This window comes from Streptomyces sp. NPDC059957, from assembly GCF_042730015.1.
In the GTDB taxonomy this organism is placed as follows: Bacteria; Actinomycetota; Actinomycetes; order Streptomycetales; family Streptomycetaceae; genus Streptomyces.
In genome coordinates this window covers 12305-31945 of the sequence record NZ_JBHWMB010000016.1, presented here as the reverse complement: position 1 = coordinate 31945, position 19641 = coordinate 12305, and the positions used below count along the sequence as shown (strand labels likewise).

Genomic DNA, 19641 nt, shown 5'->3' with positions numbered 1-19641 from the left:
ATCAGGAGAGGCCGGGGATGAGGGAGATGAGCATGTCGATGACCTTGATGCCGATGAACGGGGCGATCAGACCGCCCACGCCGTACAGCCCCAGGTTCCGGCGGAGCATCTTGTCCGCGCTGGTGGGCCGGTACTGGACGCCCTTCAGGGCGAGCGGGACCAGGGCGATGATGATCAGCGCGTTGAAGATGACCGCGGAGAGGATCGCCGATTCCGGAGAGGTCAGGCCCATGATGTTGAGCTTGTCCAGGCCCGGGTAGACCACCGCGAACATGGCCGGGATGATCGCGAAGTACTTCGCGACGTCGTTGGCGATGGAGAAGGTGGTCAGCGCGCCGCGGGTGATCAGCAACTGCTTGCCGATCTCCACGATTTCGATGAGCTTGGTGGGGTTGGAGTCCAGGTCCACCATGTTCCCGGCCTCCTTGGCGGCCGAGGTGCCGGTGTTCATCGCGACGCCGACGTCCGCCTGGGCGAGGGCCGGGGCGTCGTTCGTACCGTCGCCCGTCATGGCGACGAGCTTGCCGCCCGCCTGCTCCCGCTTGATCAGGGCCATCTTGTCCTCGGGGGTGGCTTCCGCCAGGAAGTCGTCCACGCCCGCTTCTTCGGCGATGGCCTTGGCAGTCAGCGGGTTGTCGCCGGTGATCATGATGGTCTTGATGCCCATGCGCCGCAGCTCGTCGAAGCGTTCGCGCATGCCCTCCTTGACCACGTCCTTGAGGTGGATGACACCCAGGACCCGGGCACCCTTGTCGTCCTTGACCGCCACCAGCAGCGGAGTACCACCGGCCTGGGAGATGCGGTCCGTGAGCGCCTGCGCGTCCTCGGCGACCTGACCGCCCTGCTCCTTGACCCATGCGACGACCGAGCCGGTCGCCCCCTTGCGGGTCTGCTTCCCGTCGACGTCCACGCCCGACATGCGGGTCTGGGCGGTGAACTCGATCCAAGTGGCGTGCGTCAGCTCGCCCTGGTTGCGTTCGCGCAGGCCGTACTTGCCCTTGGCGAGGACGACGATGGAGCGGCCCTCGGGGGTCTCGTCCGCGAGGGAGGACAGCTGGGCGGCGTCCGCCAGCTCGGCCTCGGTGGTGCCCTTGACGGGTACGAACTCGGCGGCCTGGCGGTTGCCGAGGGTGATGGTGCCGGTCTTGTCGAGGAGGAGCGTCGAGACGTCGCCCGCTGCCTCCACCGCACGGCCGGACATGGCCAGGACGTTGCGCTGCACGAGCCGGTCCATGCCGGCGATGCCGATGGCGGAGAGCAGGGCGCCGATGGTGGTCGGGATCAGACAGACGAGGAGTGCGGTGAGGACGATCATCGACTGCTCGGCGCCCGCGTAGATCGCGAACGGCTGCAGGGTGACGACGGCCAGCAGGAAGACGATGGTCAGCGAGGCCAGCAGGATGTTCAGTGCGATCTCGTTGGGCGTCTTCTGCCGGGCCGCGCCCTCGACGAGGGCGATCATGCGGTCGATGAAGGTCTCGCCGGGCTTCGTCGTGATCTTGATGGCGATCCGGTCGGAGAGCACCTTCGTGCCGCCCGTGACGGCCGAGCGGTCGCCGCCCGACTCGCGGATCACCGGAGCGGACTCGCCGGTGATGGCGGATTCGTCGACGGAGGCGACGCCTTCGACGACGTCGCCGTCGCCGGGGATGATGTCGCCGGCCTCGCAGACCACGAGGTCGCCGATACGAAGCTCCGTCCCCGGCACCTGCTCTTCCACCGAGCCGTTGAGCCGGCGGGCGACGGTGTCGGTCTTGGCCTTGCGCAGCGTGTCGGCCTGAGCCTTGCCGCGGCCCTCCGCGACGGCCTCGGCGAGGTTGGCGAAGATCGTGGTCAGCCACAGCCAGGCCGTGATGGCCCAGCCGAACCAGTCCGTCGGGTCCTTGATCGCCAGCACCGTGGTGACGACCGAGCCGATGAGGACGACGAACATGACCGGCGACTTGATCATGACGCGCGGGTCGAGCTTGCGCACCGCGTCGGGGAAGGACTTCAGCAGCTGCTTCGGGTCGAAGAGGCCGCCGCCCACGCGCCCGGAGTCCGGCTTGTGGCCGGTGGGCACGTCCTGGTGCGGAGCCCTGGTGGGTGTGGCGGTGCTCATGATGCGAGCCCTTCGGCGAGCGGTCCCAGCGCCAGGGCCGGGAAGTAGGTCAGACCGGTGATGATGATGATCGTGCCGACGAGCAGGCCCGCGTAGAGCGGCTTGTCCGTGCGGAGCGTGCCCGCCGTCTCGGGGACGGGCTTCTGCTCGGCGAGCGAGCCGGCCAGCGCGAGGACGAACGCCATCGGCAGGAAGCGGCCCAGCAGCATCGCGATGCCGATGGTGCTGTTGAACCACTGCGTGTCGGCGTTCAGGCCCGCGAAGGCGGAGCCGTTGTTGTTGGCGCCCGAGGTGTAGGCGTAGAGGATCTCGGAGAATCCGTGCGCCCCGGAGTTCGTCATCGAGTTGCCCGGGGTGGGCAGCGCCATGGCCGCCGCGGTGAAGCACAGGACCAGGGCCGGGGTGATGAGGATGTAGCAGGCCGCGAACTTGATCTGGCGGGTGCCGATCTTCTTGCCGAGGTACTCGGGGGTGCGGCCGACCATCAGGCCGGCGATGAACACCGCGATGATCGCCATGATCAGCATGCCGTAGAGGCCGGAGCCGACGCCGCCGGGCGCGATCTCGCCGAGCTGCATGCCCAGGAGCTGGATGCCGCCGCCGAGGCCGGTGTAGGAGGAGTGGAAGGAGTTGACCGCACCCGTGGAAGTGAGGGTGGTCGCGACGGAGAAGATCGAGGAGGCGGCGATGCCGTACCGGGTCTCCTTGCCCTCCATCGCCCCGCCGGCCGCGTCGAGCGCCGGGCCGTGGTGGTTGAACTCGGTCCACATCATCAGACCGGTGAAGACGATCCAGATGATGCCCATCGTCGCGAGGATCGCGTAGCCCTGGCGCAGGTTTCCGACCATGCGGCCGAAGGTGCGGGTCATCGCGAAGGGGATGACCAGGATCAGGAAGATCTCGAAGAGGTTCGAGAACGGCGTCGGGTTCTCGAAGGGGTGGGCCGAGTTGGCGTTGAAGTAGCCGCCGCCGTTCGTGCCCAGCTCCTTGATGACCTCCTGCGAGGCGACCGCACCGCCGTTCCACTGCTGGGTGCCGCCCATGAACTGGCCGACCTCGTGGATGCCGGCGAAGTTCTGCATGACACCGCAGGCGACCAGGATGATCGCGCCGATCACGGAGATCGGCAGCAGGATGCGGACGGTGCCGCGCACCAGGTCCGACCAGAAGTTGCCGAGTTCGCCGGTGCGGGAGCGCGCGAAGCCCCGTACGAGAGCGACGGCGACGGCCATGCCCACGGCGGCGGAGACGAAGTTCTGCACCGCCAGGCCGCCGGTCTGGACGACGTGGCCCATGGCCTGCTCGCCGTAGTACGACTGCCAGTTGGTGTTCGCGACGAAGGACGCGGCCGTGTTGAAGGCCTGGTCCGGGTCGATCGCGGAGAAGCCGAGCGAGCCGGGCAGGATGCCCTGGGCCCGCTGCAGGCCGTAGAGGAAGAGGACGCTCACGGCGGAGAAGGCGAGAACGCCGCGCAGGTAGGCGGGCCAGCGCATTTCGGCCGACGGGTTGGCGCCGATGGCCTTGTAGATCCACTTCTCCGGCTTGTAGTGCTTCTCGGAGGAGTAGACCTTGGCCATGTAGTCGCCCAGGGGGCGGTAGGCCAGTGCGAGCGCGGCGATCAGTGCGAGGAGCTGGAGCACACCAGCGAGTACGGGGCTCATCGGTGGCTAGAACCTCTCCGGGTACACAAGGGCGAGGATGAGGTAACCCAGCAGGGAGACGGCCACGACGAGGCCGACGATGTTCTCGACGGTCACAGCTTGGCCACCCCTCGGGCGATGAGAGCCACCAGCGCGAACACCGCGACCGTGGTGACGACGAAGGCCAGGTCGGCCATCGTGAGCTCCTGAGTGAAGAGGAAGTTGGTGAATCGGCCAGATGGCCGATGACGAGATAACCGTGTCTTCACCCCGGCGTTAAGACGCCTTGACGGGCTCCTTACGGGCGCACCGGAACTCTTAACGCCGCCCTTACGGGAAAGGCCGTCGACGAGCGGATCAGCCCTGGTGGGAGAGGCCGGCAGAGTCCAGAGCGGAACCGGCCTGCGCGGCCAGCGCGACGGCCACCAGGCGGGCTTCCTCGGGCGGAAGGGGCCGGCCGGGGTACGGGTCGAGGAGGAAGCGGCCGTAGTAGTGCCCGCCTCCGACGGCCCGCAGCTCGGTCGCACCGTCGGGCCAGTCCGCGTACTCCGTGATCCGCCCCGGACTGCGCAGCCACACGCCGCCGCCGTGTTCCAGGCGCGGCAGGTTCCCCATCAAGGTCCCGTACTCGAAACGGCAGCCGCGGAGCCCCAGCAGGCCCACCAGCTCCCGGCGCACGTACTCGACCACCGCATCCGGTGAGCCGCCGTCCTCGGCGAGGCGGGCGGTGCCCTGGAGGCTCGACAGGTGGGCGGTGTCGGTGACCACGACCGCTTGGAGGCGGCGGGCGCGTACGGCGAGCTGCGAGACGATCAGGCCGACGACGAGCAGGAGGACGGCCGTCTCGATGTCCGCGCGGTCGGAGATGGTGAACCGCTGGTAGGGCCTGGTCAGGAAGAAGTCGAACCAGGCCGCCGCCGAGAGAGCGGCCACCGCTCCCGCCACCCGGCTGCCCAGGGCAGCCACGGCGACCACCGCGACGACCAGGATCAGCGCCTCGTTCGTTGCGGAAAGACCCGTACGGAAGGGCACGAGGACGAGCGCCACCAAGAAGGGAGCGACGAGGGCCGCGACCAGGGCGATGCGGTCGCGGAGCCGGAACCACCAGTACCCGGACATGTGATGCCTCCCGTCCGGACGAGCCGATCGTGACGCGGAGTGCCGTTCAGAAAGCGCCTTTTCAGAACCTGTCGGGCTTGATCAGAGCGAAGACGAGATAGCCGAGCAGTGCGAGGGCGATCACCAGTCCGACCACGTTCTCCGCGTTCATCAGATCCTTCTCCTGTTTGCCCTGGTCGTGAATGTTCCACCTCCATCAAGGCTGCCCCTCCGTGGCGCCCACGCAACGTGCGACACCGCCTCTTGACGGAGCTCTGACGCCGTCCGCACCCCGACTCGTATGGATCGCGTGAAGAGTGGCGGGGTGGCCGTATGGATCACGCCAAGAGTGCTGGCGGCCACGCCGTACGCCTTCGACGCTGTCCTCACTTTGCTCATTCGGAGGGAACGGCGACATGGCCATACAGGTAGGAAAAGCGACCACGGCAGATCAGGGGCCGGGCCAGGAGGAGCCCCCTGATACCGGCGCGATCGTGACGGGGGACCGGCACAAGCTGACGGCCGTGCAGGGCCTGGCCGCGCTGTCGCTCGACGCGATGGCCTCCGTCGCGTACGGCCCGGAGTCGATCGTCCTCGTCCTGGCCGCCGCCGGTGCGTACGGGATGGGGTTCACCCTCCCGGTCACCCTCGCGATCGCCGCACTCCTCGCCGTACTGGTGGCCTCGTACCGCCAGGTGATCGCCGCCTTCCCCGACGGCGGTGGTTCCTACGCCGTCGCCAAGCGGCACCTGGGCCGGCGTACGAGCCTGGTCGCCGCCGCCTCGCTGATCCTCGACTACGTGCTCAACGTCGCGGTGTCCGTCACCGCCGGCGTGGCCGCGCTGACCTCGGCCTTCCCGGACCTGCACGGCGAGCGCGTCTGGATCTGCCTCGCGGTTCTGGTCCTGGTCACCGCCGTGAACCTGCGCGGGGTCGTCGACTCCGCCAAGGCCTTCCTCCTACCGACCGCGCTCTTCGTCGGCTCGATCCTCGCGATGATCACCGTGGGCCTCTTCCGCGACGGCCCCGTCAGCACCGCCTCCGCCGCCGGTCACGCCTCCGCGCTCGGCGAGGGCGCCACCACCGTCGGCGCGCTCCTGCTCCTGAAGGCCTTCGCGGCCGGCTGCTCGGCCCTGACGGGCGTCGAGGCCGTGGCCAACGCGGTGCCGTCCTTCCGCGCCCCGGCCGCCCGCCGCGCGCAGCGCACCGAGGTCGCCCTTGGCGCTCTCCTCGGCGTGATGCTGATCGGCCTGTCGATCCTCATCGGCCGCTTCCACCTCCAGCCGGTGGAGGGCGTGACCGTCCTCGCCCAGCTGGCGGATGCCTCGTTCGGGCACAACGCGGCCTTCTACGTGGTCCAGTTCGCCACGATGGTGCTCCTCGCGCTCGCCGCGAACACTTCCTTCGGCGGGCTGCCCGTCCTGATGAGCCTGCTGGCCCGCGATAACCACATGCCGCACTTCTTCGCGCTCAAGGCCGACCGACAGGTGCACCGCCACGGTGTCGTCTGGCTTGCGCTCGTCTCGGCCGCACTCCTCGTCTTCTCCGGCGGTGACACCAACACCCTCGTCCCGCTCTTCGCGATCGGCGTCTTCGTCGGCTTCACCATCTGCCAGGTCGGCATGGTCCTGCACTGGTACGGAGAGCGCCCGAAGGGCTGGCAGGCGAAGGCCGCACTCAACGGCTTCGGCGCCCTGCTGACCGGCGTCTCCGCGGTGGTCGTCACGGCCACCAAGTTCACCGAGGGCGCCTGGCTGATCGTCCTCGCCCTGCCCCTGATCGTCCTCGGCTTCGAGAAGGTCCACCGCGCGTATGCCGAGATCGGGGAACGCCTCGAACTGGGCCGCGTCCCGCAGCCGCCGCACCGGGCACACTCGCTGGTCGTGGTTCCCGTATCGGGGCTGTCCCGTCTGACCTGCCAGGCCCTCACCGCCGCCCGTTCGCTCGGCGACGAAGTCCTGGCGGTCACGGTCACCCACCGCACGGATGAGGACCGGCAGTCGGCCGACGCCCTCCGTCGGGACTGGGAGCTGTGGAACCCCGGCGTGGAACTCATCGAACTCCCTTCGGAGAAGCGTGCGTTGGGCCGCCCGATATCGGCGTACGTCCGCAAGCTGGCGCAGACCCACGCGGGCACCCAGGTCACCGTGCTCATCCCGGAGACCGAACCCGCCCACCTGTGGCAGCGGATGCTCCAGAACCAGCGCGGCTCCGTCGTGGCCCACGCCGTCCGCCGCGACACCGACGCCGCGATCTGCCGACTGCGCTTCCGCCTCGGCGCGCCGCAGACCGAACAGGTACTCCTTGATGCCCCGTTCACGGAGTCCTGACGCGATTCACCGTACCGCCGTCAAGACGGCACCAATTTCAGGCTGGGCAGGGCCGCCAGTGTCATGACGACCGGTAGGTTCCTGCTCGTTCCACCGCCGGGGATCCCAACGTCACGCGACGAGCCGGAGGGGGTCCCACACGGGACGGATCCCCGGCGGTGCACACCTCCTTCCGGCTGTGCCGAATCGACCAGAAGGTCTCTCACTCTCATGTCTCCCGCCGCCACCCGGCAGGTACCTCCCGTCCCGTCCCCGTCCCCGGCTCCGGTCAACAGGCCGCCCCAAAGGCGCCCCCGCAGAGGGCCCCTGCTGGAGTCGATACGGCCGGGAGCCTCCCTCCGGGAGGCCCTGCGCAAGCTCCAACCCCGTGAACTGATCCGAAAGCCCGTGCTGTTCGTCGTCGCGGTCGGCTCCGTACTGACCACGCTCTCGGCGCTCTTCCACCCGTCGGTCTTCACCTGGGTGATCAGCGTCTGGCTCTGGCTGACGGTGATCTTCGCCAACTTCGCCGAGGCAGTCGCCGAAGGCCGCGGCCGGGCCCAGGCCGAGTCGCTGCGCAAGGCCCGTACCGACACCGTCGCGCTGCGGCTGCGGCACTGGACGTACGGCACGAACCCGCGGAACGCCGAGACGGAGGCCGTCGCCCCGAGCGAGCTGCAACCCCTGGACGTCGTCCTGGTGGAGGCGGGGGAGCTGATCCCGGCGGACGGCGACGTCATCGACGGTGCCGCGGCCGTCGACGAATCCGCCGTGACCGGCGAATCGGCGGCGGTGATCCGGGAAGCCGGCGGCGATCGCAGCGGTGTCACGGGTGGAACCACCGTGCTCTCCGACTCGATCGTCGTACGCGTCACCTCGCGCCCAGGGCAGAGCTTCATGGACCGGATGATCGCGCTGGTCGAGGGCGCGTCCCGGCAGAAGACCCCGAACGAGATCGCGCTCAACATCCTGCTGGCCGCCCTCACGGTCATCTTCATCCTGATCGTGGTCTCCATCCAGCCGATGGCCGCGTACGCGGGCGCCGCCCAGACCACCACCGTCCTGGTGGCCCTCCTTGTCACGCTCATCCCCACCACCATCGGCGCCCTGCTCTCGGCGATCGGCATCGCTGGCATGGACCGCCTCGTCCAGCGCAACGTCGTCGCGATGAGCGGGCGCGCAGTCGAGGCGGCCGGTGACGTGAACACCCTGCTTCTCGACAAGACCGGCACCATCACCCTCGGAAACCGCGAGGCCACCTCCTTCATCCCGCTCCCCGGCATCGACCACATCAAGCTCGCGGACGCCGCCCAGCTGGCCTCCCTCGCCGACGAGACCCCCGAGGGCCGGTCGGTCGTCGCGCTCGCCCGACAGTACGGACTTCAGCCGACCGCCCAACAGGACCTCAGCAACCCGCGGTTCACTGAGTTCAGCGCCCGCACCCGGATGAGCGGCATCAACCTGAGCTGGGCCAACGGAGCCGGCTGCGCCATCCGCAAGGGCGCGGTGAAGCAGGTCTGCGACTGGGTGGTGGCGCGCGGCGGGACGGTGTCCTCCGAAGCCGCCGAGTGGTCGGCCGCGGTGTCCGAGTCAGGGGGAACCCCGTTGCTGGTGGCGGTCCACGACTGGGACGGACCCCGGGTCCTCGGGATCATCCACCTCAAGGACGTGGTCAAGGAGGGCATCCGGGAGCGCTTCGCGGAGCTCCGCAGCATGGGGATCCGTACGGTCATGGTGACCGGTGACAACGAGCTGACGGCCCGCGCCATCGCGGCCGAGGCCGGCGTCGACGAGTACCTCGCCGAGGCCACCCCGGAGGACAAGCTCGCGCTCATCAAGCGGGAGCAGGAGGGCGGAAAGCTCGTCGCCATGACCGGTGACGGCACGAACGACGCCCCGGCGCTGGCACAGGCGGACGTGGGCGTGGCGATGAACACCGGCACCTCGGCCGCCAAGGAGGCCGGGAACATGGTGGACCTCGACTCCAACCCCACCAAGCTCATCGACATCGTCGAGATCGGCAAGCAACTCCTCATCACACGCGGCGCACTCACGACCTTCTCGATCACGAACGACGTGGCGAAGTACTTCGCGATCATCCCCGCGATGTTCACGGCCGCCTACCCGGGCCTCGAAGCCCTCAACATCATGGGCCTGAGCAGCCCTACCTCGGCGATCACTTCGGCGATCATCTTCAACGCGCTGATCATCGTCGCCCTCATCCCCCTCGCCCTGCGCGGAGTCCGCTACAAGCCGGCCTCCGCCCACGACCTGCTGCGCCGGAACCTGGCTGTCTACGGCTTCGGCGGCCTGGTCCTGCCGTTCGTCGGCATCAAGCTCATCGACCTGGTGGTGTCCATGATCCCCGGGCTCGGGTGAAATCCATCAAGGGCTCATCAGAGTGCCGTCATGGCGCTTGAGGTCTCACCCGCGGGCCAGTTGGATGGATGACGTGAACATCGGTCTGCTCCATGACGACCGGCCGCCGCATCCGGCGCAGCCCGGTCCGCAACCTGTTCGCCTTCCCGTGCGCTAGAGCCCGTTGACGGCCGCGCACGTCCACGCCCGTACCAAGACGGGACCCACCGCACGGCCACGGCCACCGCCCGGACCACCGGGCCGTTCGCCGCCGTGCCTTTCCCCTGGAACCATTCATGTCTTCCTTCCTGTCCGGCCGGACCATCATGGTCACCGGCGCCACCTCCGGCATCGGCTACGAGACGGCGCGCCTGCTCGCCGAGTGCGGCGCAACCGTCCTCCTCCACGGCCGCACCCCGGAAGAGGCCCGGGCCGCGGTGAAGCGACTCATCGCCACCGCCGACGTCGACGCGGAACTCCTGCGGCCGTGCGCGGCGGATTTCGCGCACCTCGAAGAGGTCGAACGGCTCGCCAACCGGGTCATCACCGGACACCCGCACCTTGACGCCCTGGTCAACAACGCGGCCGTCGCAGCCCCCGAGCGCCACACGATCACCCCGGACGGCAACGAGCTCACCTTCCAGGTCAACTTCCTCGCCCACTACCTGCTGACGAACCTGCTCGAACCGGCACTCACCAACGGCACGGGCGGCCGGGTCGTCAACGTCTCCTCCTCGATGCACCTCACCGCGTCGATCACCTGGAACGACCCCAACCGGACCCGCCGTTACGCGCCCCTCGCCGCCTACGCGCAGTCGCAGCTCGCGCTCACCGTCTTCGCCGCCGACCCCCGCGTCACCGCCGTCTCCGTCAACCCGGGCGTCTGCGAGACCACACTGAGGCCGCTGTACGGATTCGAGGGCGCGACGCCGTCCGAGGGCGCCGCCCACGTCGCGCGGCTGTGCGACCCGGCCGTCGAGATTGTCAACGGTGCCTATTACGACCGCGGCGAGCAGATGGATCCCGCCGTCGGCGCGACCGAGGAACGCACGGTCAGGCGACTGAACAAGCTCGCCGACCTGCTCGTCGGGCACTCCGCCTGACGTCGTCCGCGTACCCGGCCCATCCCGGCCGCGAGGCCGGCCGGCGCTGACGCTCACCAGCGCCGGTTCCCCGCGGGGGCGGCCTATCGCCCCGGGCCGCCCCCGCCTCTCTCTTCCTCTCCGACCTAGGCGGCATCCGTCGTGATCGAGCTCCTTCCCTCCCGTCTGCCCGCCCTGGCCCGCTGGTTCCCTGGCGGGGCCCCCGGTGTCGCAGCTCTCCCCGAGCACGTCATCACCACCGGCAACGGCCGTTGGTGGGCGGACCGTCCCGTGAATCCGCGGGCCGTCGCGGTCTCCAGCGGGGAGCACGTCCTGCTGCGCGGAGACCCGGGCGGGCTGACTCCGGAGGCTCTCGCTCCGTTCGCGGGCGGCTACATCGAAGCCCCGGCCCGGTTCCTGCCCGTCCTCGGTGGCGCCTTCCGTCGCATCGACCCGTGGGAGCGCATGGTCTACGTACACCAGGCGCCCGCCATGCCGGCCCGCCCGGCCCCCAGCATCACAGCCAGTACGAGGACGTAGCCGCCCTGGCTGACCCCGGCCACCGTCGGCAACACCTCACACTCGCCTGCGTCACCGCCCTCTGCCAGGACATCGCCGCCCGCGGCCGCACACCCAGCTGGACCTGCTCCCGCGACAACCGCCCCAGCCGGCTCCTGGCCTGGCTTGCCGGGTTCCGCCTGACCCGCGAGTACGTCCACTACGGGACGGGTTCCGCTCGCCGTCTGGGGCTCAGCGGGCAGGCCGAGGCAGCGTGAGTTCGTACGCGACCTCCTGACCGGCGAACCTAGCGGCCAGGGTGTGTACCGGTCCGGGCCAGCATCGTCGATGACCACGGCCATGGTGCGGGTCTTGCGCAGCCGTCCGAGCAGCCGGTCCACAGTCAGGGAGTGCGGCACCAGCAGGGGCTCCGTGATCAGGTCCGTGACCGGGGTGCCGTCGCGCTTGTCCTCCTCCAGGGCGAGGACGTCGCGGATGTGGAGGGTGCCGATCACGTGGTCCAGGCTGTCTCGGTAGACCGGGAAGCGGGAGATGCCGGTGGCCAGCGTCAGGTTCGCCGCGTCGGCGGCGGTGGCGTGGGCTTCCAAGGCCTGTACGTCCACGCGCGGAGTCATGACGTTCTCCGCGGTCAGCTCGGCCAGGTGCAGGGTCTTGACGAACAGCGCGGCCGAGTCGGCCTCGATCGCGCCCTCGCGGGCGGAGTGCTGGACGAGCGCGACCAGCTCCTCCGGGGTGCGCGCGGAGGCCAGCTCCTCGGCGGGCTCCAGGCCGAAGCGCCGCACCAGGCGGTTCGCGGTGTTGTTCAGGTGCCGGATCAGCGGCGCGAACGCGGCCGTGAAGGCGCGCTGCGGGCCGGCGACGACCTTCGCGACGCCCAGCGGGTGCGAGATCGCCCAGTTCTTCGGAACCAGCTCGCCCACCACCATCAGCACGACCGTCGACAGGGCCACGCCCAGCAGGGTCGCCGTGGTGGATACGGCCCCGGCGGGCAGGCCGACGGCCTGCAGGGGGCCTCGTAGCAGGGCGGAGACGGACGGCTCGGCGAGCATGCCGATGACCAGCGAGGTCACCGTGATGCCCAGCTGGGCACCGGACAACTGGAAGGTCAGGCGCTTGGCGGCCTTCAGGGCACCTTCGGCGCCCCGCTCACCGGCCTTCGCGGCCCGTTCGAGCTCACTGCGCTCGACGGTGGTGAGAGAGAACTCGGCGGCTACGAACACCGCGCACGCCAGCGTCAGAGCCAGCGCGAGAAGAAGCAGCAGGACTTCGGTCACCGTGCCACCCCCGCTCCCCGGCTCAGAATCTGCGGGCAAGGCGTGGCACGGCTCGTACTGGGAGGTTCACCCATTGCGGGTCTGCTGCTCCTTCTTCAATCCGCGGACCTCGGGGGTCCGGCTGTGGGATGCCTGGTGGGGACGTGTTCCCCGAGGCCATCGTAAAGGGCAGGCAAATGTTTTTCCTAGGGCGATTCAGAGGCCCCGATCGTCCCCTGCCTGGTCTCCGGGACCGACATGCCGTATGGGTGTCGTCAAGGCCGCACCCCTCGCCGTATGGACGTTGTCAAGGAGTGCCGATACGGCCGGGATACCGCTGTTTCATCGAGCTGACCGACGACAGGAAGGCGGTACGCCGATGGCCCGGGTGCTGGTGGTGGATGACGAGCCGCAGCTCGCGCGGTTGATGGTCATCAATCTGAAGGCGCGGAACCATGACGTGGACTGCGCGCAGGACGGGGGCACGGCGTTGGACGCCGTGGCGACCCGCCGCCCGGACGTGGTGCTGCTCGACCTCGGGCTGCCCGACATGGACGGGATCGAGGTGCTCAAGCGGCTGCGCGTGTGGTCGCCGGTGCCGGTCCTGGTGGTCTCCGCCCGTCACGGCTCCGAGGAGAAGATCCGGGCACTGGACGCGGGCGCCGACGACTACATCACCAAGCCCTTCAGCATGGACGAGCTGCTGGCCCGCCTGGGAGCCGTCACCCGGCGCACGCGGGCCAACGACTCGGCCGACTCGGACGGAGCCTTCGTCGAGACCGCGGAGTTCACCGTCGACCTGGTCGCGAAGAAGGCCAGACGCGGAGGGAAGAACATCCGGCTCACGCCGACGGAATGGCACCTCCTGGAGGTCCTGATCCGCAACCGGGGCCGGCTCGTCAGCCAGCGGCGGCTACTTCAGGAGGTCTGGGGTTCCTCCTACGGAACGCAGACCAACTACCTCCGGGTGTACATGGCCCACCTCAGGCGGAAGCTGGAAGCGGACCCGTCCCACCCGCGCCATCTGATTACCGCCCCCGGCATGGGGTACCGCTTCGATGCGTGAGTGCGCCGAAGCAGATGGGAGCTGGTCACACCTGCAGCTGTGCGCGAATGAGGGTGTCGAGTCGCTGCCAGGCCGGGGACGAGGCGTTGACCGTGCCCTGGATGAGGGCGGGGATCTCGGAGGCCGTATCCAGCCCGGGCAGCTCGTCGGGTCCGTAGCGTTCCCGGGTGGCCGCGACGATCCGGCGGGCGAGGTCATCGATGCGGGGGTCGTCGGCATCGAGGTCGTGCGCGTGGTCGTAGTCGAGGTAGAGCTGTCGTAGCACCGGGTTCGCCAGGCTGTCCGCCTGGTCGCGGAACAGCGTGATCGCGAGGTCGGCATGGGTGGCGAACACGAGGATCCACAGGTCGCGTTGGAGTTCCACCCATCGAGGTGTGAAGCCCCAGCCGGCCAGGTGCTCCAGATGGTCGCCAACCTCGGTGGGTACGGGTGCCAGGTGCCCGGCGGTGAGCCGGCGCAGGCGCCCTTGCGCGGCCCGCAAGCCTTCGATGCGGGCGGTGAGGGCGACGTCGATCTCGTGCAGTGCCTGCTGGAACTCCTCGTCGGTCGCCGATGTCAGATCCCGGATCCGGGCCAGAGGGACGCCGGCTTCGGCGAGCGTCCGGATCTTGATCAGGCTGATGGCGTCGTTCGCGCCGTACCGCCGGTAGCCGGACGCGTCGCGGTCCGGCTCGGGGAGAAGCCCCTTGTCGTGATAGACGCGGACGGTCTTGACCGACACTCCGACGTACTTCGCCAGCTGTCCAATGGTGATCACCCGGCCATCGTCCCACTTGACCTTTCCCCTGGGGCAGGGTCGCAGCATGGGGTCATGGCGAACACGAACACGAACACGAACTTCGATCGGGACACCTTGCGCGAGCTGGCCGACGAGGGCAACGAGGCCGCCGCGGAGCGGCTGGCCGACCTCGCCGACGCGGCCGGTGACCTCGGGGAGCTGAGTGAGCTGCTGGACGAGGGATGCATGCACGCCGGGTTCCTGCTCACTCGACGCGCGACCGGGAACGGCGACCTGCGGGAGCTGCAACGGATCTCCGACGCCGGGTACGACGAGGCCGGGATCGAACTGGCTCGGCTGCTGAAGGCACCGGTCGACGGGCTCGGGGATGACGGATTCGACCGGCTGCTGTAGCGGCGCTCCAGGCCGCAGCCATCGGGTTCGGCTCGCGACCGCGAAGTACGAGCCGTCATCGACAGGGCAGGCGTTGCCTGCCACGGCCCATACTCATGCGATCCGGTCAGGATGAGGACGGCGGGGACACCGTCGTGCTCGAGGCTCAGGCTCGTACGAGGGCTGCCAGCCGGCTGGGGTGTTCCTCGACCACGAGGTGGCCGGCGTCTGGAAGGACGTGCAGATCGGTGTCGAGCATGGCGCGGACCGCCGTGGCGAGTCGTCGCGGTGGCAGGAAGGTGTCGTGCGCTCCCGTGGTGACCAGTCGGGGAACGGCACGTGCGGGGAGGTCTGCCGCGCCGGGAGCTCCACTTGAGCGATGGTGGCGACCAGCGTCATCCACTCCACCAGTTCCTCGCGGGGCTCGTGGCCGGGAGCGAGCATGGCCCGCAGGAGCCGAGTGCTGCGCGCCGGAGTCGGTCGGACGAACCAGGCGGCGGAGACGGCGAGCAGCCCGGGTGTGAGGCGGAGCCTTCCCAGTCCGCCGGGGGAGACGAGCACGAGCCGGTCGATGCGGGGTGCCGGACTGGACAGGGCGATGGCGGCGCCGAAGGAGTGTCCGATCACCACCACGGGCCCGGTCGCGGCAGCGGTGTCGAGGACCTCGCTCAGCCATGTGCCGTACCAGGACAGGTGGCCGCCGGAGGTAGTGGGCGAGGAAGTTGATCTGGAAGGCGATCTCGTTGCCGTCGCCGGTGAGGGTGTGCCGCTCGGGCGCGGCGATGGCCGCGTTGTTGACGAGCACGCCCAGGCGCGGGTGTTCGCGTACGACGGCGTGGGCGAGGTTCTCGACTTCCTCCAAGCGGGCGAAGTCGGCAGCGAGGGGCGTGAGGCGGGTTCCGTCGATGCCGGCGGTGGCGATCAGCCGGTCGGTGGCGGCCTGGGCCTCCTCGGGGGTGCGGCCGTGGAGGAGGACGGTGGCGCCGCGCTCTGCGAGTTGGCGGGCGGTCTCGTAGCCGATGCCGGAAGTGGCGCCGGTGACGAGGACGGTACGTCCGGACAGGGTTGAAGGCATGTCGGATTCCTGGGTCATGGAAACGGGCATGACTGACGCGCCCGGCGCCCCGTCGGAAGGCGGAGCGTGGGCTCAGATCACGCGGTGAAGGTAAAGACGCGTACGAAGCTTCGACCAGCGCCCTTCAAGGGGGCTGGCAGCAGGTACGTGGAGGACGCGCGGCCGACGTGTCAGAAGGCCGGGCGGACAGCGGGCGCCGTCGGCTGCACCTGATGAGGTGGCCGATCGTCGTAGCGCGGACCGCTGTTCATGCCCCCATCCCAGCGCATCGGGGATGCGGCGGCAAGATCCCCGGCCGGTTTTGACGGCCCTCTGACGTGCGTCGGGTGACGGCTCGGCAGGCGTATTCGTGCACGTCATCAGGGCCGCGTCAAAGATCGATCAACGTGCGCAAGGAACACGTCAGGAAGTGCCCGCGCGGCCGCCGGATGTGCACAGACTGGTGTCGCGACGGAACCGGACGACGGGTCCGGTGGCACGCGGCTGGAGGGCGGTGACCTGAACACCGCCGGCGAAACGCAGGGTCCCACCGTGGGGGTACGGACCGCTGCGACCGCGTGCCGGTCAGCCGTCGCACAACACATGAGCCGCCCGGCCTCCGGTGGGGGATACGGAGGCCGGGCGGCTCGCGTGTTCTGGCCGGCGGGCGGCCCGCCGGTCATCGGTATCAAGCCGGTGCCGGCCATCCCGGCCTGGGGACGGGCTCGGACGGCCTCGGACGAGTTTCGTCAGGGCGGTGTCAATTGCGCATATGAGCCCTTGAGCGCAGCCCAACCGGGCAGTTGGATGGATGACATGGACCTGGGCCATCGCCACGACGACCGGCCGCCGCATCCGGCGCCGCCGACCGCGTGCCGAGCTGTTCTCCGGGCGCTCCGGCGCCGATAGAGACCCTGCGGCCGGCCGTGCCGAAGACCGGCCGTCCGCAGGTTCCTCCCCACCCTCTGACCACGGCCGTTCCAGGCCGGCCGGCGCTGATCCACACTCCGCCGGCTCCCTTGCGGGGCGGCCCCCGTCCGGGCCGCCCCCGCCCTCCGTTTCTGCCTGTCCTGTGAGGTGGCATACCCGTGATCGAGCTCGACCCTTCCGGCCTTCCCTCCCTCATCCGTTGGTTTCCCGCCGGGGCATCCGGGGTCGCGGCCCTCGCCGAGCACGTCCTGGCTACGGGGAACGGCCACTGGTGGGCCGACCGGCACGTGGCGCCCCGGATCATGGCCGTCTCGTGCGCAGACCACGTCGTCTTGCGGGGCGACCCGAGGGGAGTCCCCTTGAGCACCCTCGGCTCCGTGGCGGCGAGCTGTGTCGAGGCTCCGGAACACTTCCGCCGGGCGATGTGCGCCGTCTTCTCCCGGGTCGTCCCGGGGGAACGGATGGTTTACGTCAAGGAGGCACCCTCGCTGCCGGTGCATCCGCCGCGCAGTGTGGCCGTACGGCGGCTGACGGCCGAGGACGCCCCGGCGCTGGCCGGGCTCGCGCCCGAGGCGTCCTGGATCCACGCGACGTGGGGCGGGCCCCACGGACTCGCCGGATCGGCAGCCGCTTGGGGCGCCTTCCGCCGCGGGCAGCTCCTCGCGGTGGCGTGTACGTACGTCCTGGGCAGCCGGTACGAGGACATCGCCGTCCACGCTGCCCCGGGCCACGGCGGTCAGCACCTGGCGCTGGCCTGCGTGAGTGCTCTGTGCGAGGACGTCGCCGCCCGCGGCCGGACGGCGAGCTGGTCCTGCTCCCGGGAGAACCGGACCAGCCGACTGCTCGCCTGGCAGGCGGGGTTCCGGTTGCAGCGGGAGTACGTCCACTAAGCCATCGGGAGGGTGCGCGTTAAGGACGCGTCAGGATTGGCTCAACTGCGGGCATAAGTGATCAGGCTGCGTACGCTTGCTCAGCCGTCGACGTCGATGGCTGATTCTTTGCCGTACGACAGGAGCCCACCACGATGGCCACCCCTGCCCGCACGTCGCGCCTGCGGGCGTGGATGCTGGAAGGCTTGACCGCCGAGAACAGTTCGCCCGCCGCGAAGGAGGCGGCGGCCCAGCCGCACGGCCGGCCGTGGTGGCGGGTCATGTGCCTGACGGGTCTCGACTACTTCTCCACCCTCGGCTACCAGCCCGGCATCGCGGCGCTGGCAGCCGGCCTGCTGTCGCCGCTGGCGACCATCGTGCTCGTGCTGCTCACCCTGTTCGGTGCGCTGCCCGTCTACCGGCGGGTCGCGGAGGAAAGCCCGAACGGCGAGGGCTCCATCGCCATGCTGGAGCGGCTGCTGACGTTCTGGAAGGGCAAGCTGTTCGTCCTGACCCTGCTCGGGTTCGCGGCGACCGACTTCCTGATCACCATCACCCTCTCCGCCGCGGACGCCACCGCGCACCTGGTGGAGAACCCGCACCTCACCAGTACCCTCCACGGTCACGAAGTACTGATCACTTTGATCATGATCGCGCTGCTGGGAGCCGTCTTCCTCAAGGGGTTCAGCGAGGCCATCGGCGTGGCGGTGGTCCTGGTGGTCACCTACCTGGGCCTGAACGTCGTCGTGGTGGCCGTCGGCCTGTGGAACGTCGTCACCGAGCCGCACGTCGTCACCGACTGGACGACCGCGCTGACCACCGAGCACGGCAACCCGTTCATGATGATCGCCATCGCCCTCATCGTCTTCCCGAAGCTCGCGCTCGGCCTGTCCGGATTCGAGACCGGTGTCGCGGTCATGCCGCACGTCAAGGGCGACCCCGAGGACACCGAGGCCAAGCCGGCCGGCCGGATCCGCGGGGCCAAGAAGCTGCTGACGACCGCGGCCATCATCATGAGCGTCTTCCTGATCTGCTCCAGCTTCATCACCACGCTGCTCATCCCGGCCGACGAGTTCAAGCCGGGCGGCGAGGCCAACGGACGGGCGCTGGCCTACCTCGCGCACGAGCACCTGGGATCGGCCTTCGGCACGGTCTACGACATCTCCACGATCCTGATCCTGTGGTTCGCGGGCTCCTCCGCGATGGCCGGCCTGCTCAACCTGATGCCGCGCTACCTGCCCCGCTACGGCATGGCACCGCAGTGGGCCCGGGCCCTGCGCCCGATGGTCATCGTCTTCACCCTCGTCGCGTTCCTGGTGACCTGGATCTTCGATGCCGACGTGGACGCCCAGGGCGGCGCGTACGCCACCGGTGTGCTCGTCCTGATCACTTCGGCCGCCGTCGCCGTGACCATCGCCGCCCGCCGGGCGGGAGAGCGGGGCTGGACCATCGGCTTCGGCGTCATCTCGGCGGTCTTCATCTACACCACGGCCGTCAACGTCGTCGAACGCCCCGACGGCGTGAAGATCGGCGCGTGCTTCATCGCCGGCATCATGGCCCTCTCGCTGCTGTCCCGCCTGGCCCGCGTCTTCGAGCTGCGCGTCACGGACGTCGAACTGGACGACATGGCGGCTCGCTTCATCCGCGACACCTCCAACCGCACGATCCGCTTCATCGCCAACGAGCCCGACAACCGGGACCTCGACGAGTACCGGCAGAAGAAGGAGCAGATCCGCGCGGACAACGACATCCCCGCCGGGGACGACGTCATGTTCGTCGAGGTCACGGTCCTGGACGCGTCCGAGTTCGAATCCGGCATGCGGGTCCGCGGCGAGGTACTCCACGGCCGCTACCGGGTCCTGACCCTGGAGAGCTCCAGCATCCCCAACGCCCTGGCCGCGTTCCTCCTCCACGTACGCGACGAGACCGGACAGCGCCCCCACATCTACTTCGAGTGGACCGAGGGCAACCCGATGGCCAACTTCCTCCGCTTCTTCCTCTTCGGCCAAGGCGAAGTCGCCCCCGTCACCCGCGAGGTCATCCGCGAGGCCGAACCCGACCGGACCCGCCGCCCCCACGTCCACGCCGGCTGACCCCTTCGCGTCAAGACGCCGACAGGAATCCCGGAGGGACCTCCCCCCGGGGGGGGGTTGGCGGGGGTCTTTATTCTTTTGCCCCTTCTTTGTCTCCCCCCCACCTCCTTCCCCCGACCCGACTCTTTCTTTGGGGGGGTGGGCTTCTCATCCCTTCT

At 69.4% G+C, this 19641-nt stretch carries 16 protein-coding genes and 3 pseudogenes; 9 read left to right on the top strand and 10 right to left on the bottom strand.

Features of this window, described 5'->3' with window-relative positions:
* Window position 1: 1 nt before the first annotated feature.
* The 6 genes from kdpB (ACFWBW_RS13425) to kdpF (ACFWBW_RS13400) all read right to left on the bottom strand — a co-directional run bounded on the left by kdpB (ACFWBW_RS13425) (window position 2) and on the right by kdpF (ACFWBW_RS13400) (window position 5011).
* Window positions 2–2101 carry a potassium-transporting ATPase subunit KdpB gene (kdpB, locus tag ACFWBW_RS13425; protein ID WP_385371448.1) on the bottom strand — a complete coding sequence of 700 codons (2100 nt, stop codon included), beginning with the start codon at window positions 2099–2101 and terminating at the stop codon, window positions 2–4.
* Window positions 2098–3762, bottom strand: a complete 1665-nt coding sequence (gene kdpA, locus ACFWBW_RS13420) for a potassium-transporting ATPase subunit KdpA (protein WP_385371445.1) — start codon at window positions 3760–3762, stop codon at window positions 2098–2100. The genes kdpB (ACFWBW_RS13425) and kdpA overlap by 4 nt, the downstream gene beginning before the upstream one ends.
* 6 nt (window positions 3763–3768) lie before the next feature.
* Window positions 3769–3858, bottom strand: a complete 90-nt coding sequence (kdpF, locus tag ACFWBW_RS13415; protein WP_351374607.1) for a K(+)-transporting ATPase subunit F — start codon at window positions 3856–3858, stop codon at window positions 3769–3771.
* Window positions 3855–4010, bottom strand: coding sequence for a hypothetical protein (locus ACFWBW_RS13410; RefSeq protein ID WP_351374610.1), 156 nt, complete (start codon window positions 4008–4010; stop codon window positions 3855–3857). Before ACFWBW_RS13410 ends, kdpF (ACFWBW_RS13415) begins: the two co-directional genes overlap by 4 nt.
* An 88-nt stretch (window positions 4011–4098) precedes the next feature.
* Window positions 4099–4860 carry a DUF4118 domain-containing protein gene (locus ACFWBW_RS13405; RefSeq protein ID WP_385371441.1) on the bottom strand — a complete coding sequence of 254 codons (762 nt, stop codon included), beginning with the start codon at window positions 4858–4860 and terminating at the stop codon, window positions 4099–4101.
* 61 nt (window positions 4861–4921) lie between these two features.
* On the bottom strand, window positions 4922–5011 hold the full coding sequence (kdpF, locus tag ACFWBW_RS13400) for a K(+)-transporting ATPase subunit F (RefSeq protein ID WP_385371438.1): 90 nt from the start codon (window positions 5009–5011) through the stop codon (window positions 4922–4924).
* Between the two features lie 244 nt (window positions 5012–5255).
* On the opposite strand from kdpF (ACFWBW_RS13400), the gene ACFWBW_RS13395 reads away from it, so the two are divergent.
* The 5 genes from ACFWBW_RS13395 (at window position 5256) to ACFWBW_RS13375 (ending at window position 11364) form a co-directional block, all read left to right on the top strand.
* Window positions 5256–7169, top strand: coding sequence for an APC family permease (locus tag ACFWBW_RS13395; RefSeq protein ID WP_385371435.1), 1914 nt, complete (start codon window positions 5256–5258; stop codon window positions 7167–7169).
* A gap of 210 nt (window positions 7170–7379) precedes the next feature.
* Window positions 7380–9527: a potassium-transporting ATPase subunit KdpB gene (gene kdpB, locus ACFWBW_RS13390; protein WP_385371431.1), complete on the top strand. Its 2148-nt coding sequence runs from the start codon at window positions 7380–7382 to the stop codon at window positions 9525–9527.
* Between the two features lie 275 nt (window positions 9528–9802).
* Window positions 9803–10609, top strand: a complete 807-nt coding sequence (locus ACFWBW_RS13385; protein WP_385371428.1) for an SDR family NAD(P)-dependent oxidoreductase — start codon at window positions 9803–9805, stop codon at window positions 10607–10609.
* Between the two features lie 141 nt (window positions 10610–10750).
* A complete protein-coding gene (locus ACFWBW_RS13380; protein WP_385371425.1) occupies window positions 10751–11128 on the top strand; it encodes a hypothetical protein in 378 nt (125 codons plus the stop codon).
* Window positions 11044–11364: a GNAT family N-acetyltransferase gene (locus ACFWBW_RS13375; protein ID WP_385371668.1), complete on the top strand. Its 321-nt coding sequence runs from the start codon at window positions 11044–11046 to the stop codon at window positions 11362–11364. Before ACFWBW_RS13380 ends, ACFWBW_RS13375 begins: the two co-directional genes overlap by 85 nt.
* 57 nt (window positions 11365–11421) lie before the next feature.
* On the opposite strand, the pseudogene ACFWBW_RS13370 reads toward ACFWBW_RS13375, so the two are convergent.
* A pseudogene (locus tag ACFWBW_RS13370) lies at window positions 11422–12381 on the bottom strand (hemolysin family protein); the annotation flags it as partial.
* A 358-nt stretch (window positions 12382–12739) separates the two neighbouring features.
* Between ACFWBW_RS13370 and ACFWBW_RS13365 the strand changes: the two are divergent.
* On the top strand, window positions 12740–13426 hold the full coding sequence (locus ACFWBW_RS13365; protein WP_385371422.1) for a response regulator: 687 nt from the start codon (window positions 12740–12742) through the stop codon (window positions 13424–13426).
* A gap of 25 nt (window positions 13427–13451) precedes the next feature.
* On the opposite strand, the gene ACFWBW_RS13360 is transcribed toward ACFWBW_RS13365, so the two are convergent.
* Window positions 13452–14183 carry a MerR family transcriptional regulator gene (locus tag ACFWBW_RS13360; RefSeq protein WP_385371419.1) on the bottom strand — a complete coding sequence of 244 codons (732 nt, stop codon included), beginning with the start codon at window positions 14181–14183 and terminating at the stop codon, window positions 13452–13454.
* 54 nt (window positions 14184–14237) lie between these two features.
* Here ACFWBW_RS13360 and ACFWBW_RS13355 point away from each other — a divergent pair, with 54 nt between their 5' ends.
* Entirely contained in the window at window positions 14238–14558 is a 321-nt protein-coding gene (locus tag ACFWBW_RS13355; RefSeq protein ID WP_385371416.1) for a hypothetical protein, read from the top strand.
* A gap of 363 nt (window positions 14559–14921) precedes the next feature.
* On the opposite strand, the pseudogene ACFWBW_RS13350 reads toward ACFWBW_RS13355, so the two are convergent.
* Window positions 14922–15209, bottom strand: a pseudogene (locus ACFWBW_RS13350) (alpha/beta fold hydrolase); the annotation flags it as partial.
* A gap of 31 nt (window positions 15210–15240) precedes the next feature.
* A pseudogene (locus ACFWBW_RS13345) lies at window positions 15241–15612 on the bottom strand (SDR family NAD(P)-dependent oxidoreductase); the annotation flags it as partial.
* 1067 nt (window positions 15613–16679) lie between these two features.
* Here ACFWBW_RS13345 and ACFWBW_RS13340 point away from each other — a divergent pair.
* A complete protein-coding gene (locus tag ACFWBW_RS13340; protein WP_385371414.1) occupies window positions 16680–17411 on the top strand; it encodes a GNAT family N-acetyltransferase in 732 nt (243 codons plus the stop codon).
* Window positions 17412–17545: 134 nt separating this feature from the next.
* A complete protein-coding gene (locus ACFWBW_RS13335) occupies window positions 17546–19483 on the top strand; it encodes an APC family permease (RefSeq protein ID WP_385371411.1) in 1938 nt (645 codons plus the stop codon).
* The last annotated feature ends 158 nt before the right edge of the window (window positions 19484–19641 follow it).

Coding starts and splice junctions, on each gene's coding strand:
- kdpB (WP_385371448.1), bottom strand. CDS start 2,101: ATGAGCACCGCCACACCCACCAGGGCTCCGCACCAGGACGTGCCCACC.
- kdpA (WP_385371445.1), bottom strand. CDS start 3,762: ATGAGCCCCGTACTCGCTGGTGTGCTCCAGCTCCTCGCACTGATCGCC.
- ACFWBW_RS13405 (WP_385371441.1), bottom strand. CDS start 4,860: ATGTCCGGGTACTGGTGGTTCCGGCTCCGCGACCGCATCGCCCTGGTC.
- kdpF (WP_385371438.1), bottom strand. CDS start 5,011: ATGAACGCGGAGAACGTGGTCGGACTGGTGATCGCCCTCGCACTGCTC.
- ACFWBW_RS13395 (WP_385371435.1), top strand. CDS start 5,256: ATGGCCATACAGGTAGGAAAAGCGACCACGGCAGATCAGGGGCCGGGC.
- kdpB (WP_385371431.1), top strand. CDS start 7,380: ATGTCTCCCGCCGCCACCCGGCAGGTACCTCCCGTCCCGTCCCCGTCC.
- ACFWBW_RS13385 (WP_385371428.1), top strand. CDS start 9,803: ATGTCTTCCTTCCTGTCCGGCCGGACCATCATGGTCACCGGCGCCACC.
- ACFWBW_RS13365 (WP_385371422.1), top strand. CDS start 12,740: ATGGCCCGGGTGCTGGTGGTGGATGACGAGCCGCAGCTCGCGCGGTTG.
- ACFWBW_RS13355 (WP_385371416.1), top strand. CDS start 14,238: ATGGCGAACACGAACACGAACACGAACTTCGATCGGGACACCTTGCGC.
- ACFWBW_RS13335 (WP_385371411.1), top strand. CDS start 17,546: ATGGCCACCCCTGCCCGCACGTCGCGCCTGCGGGCGTGGATGCTGGAA.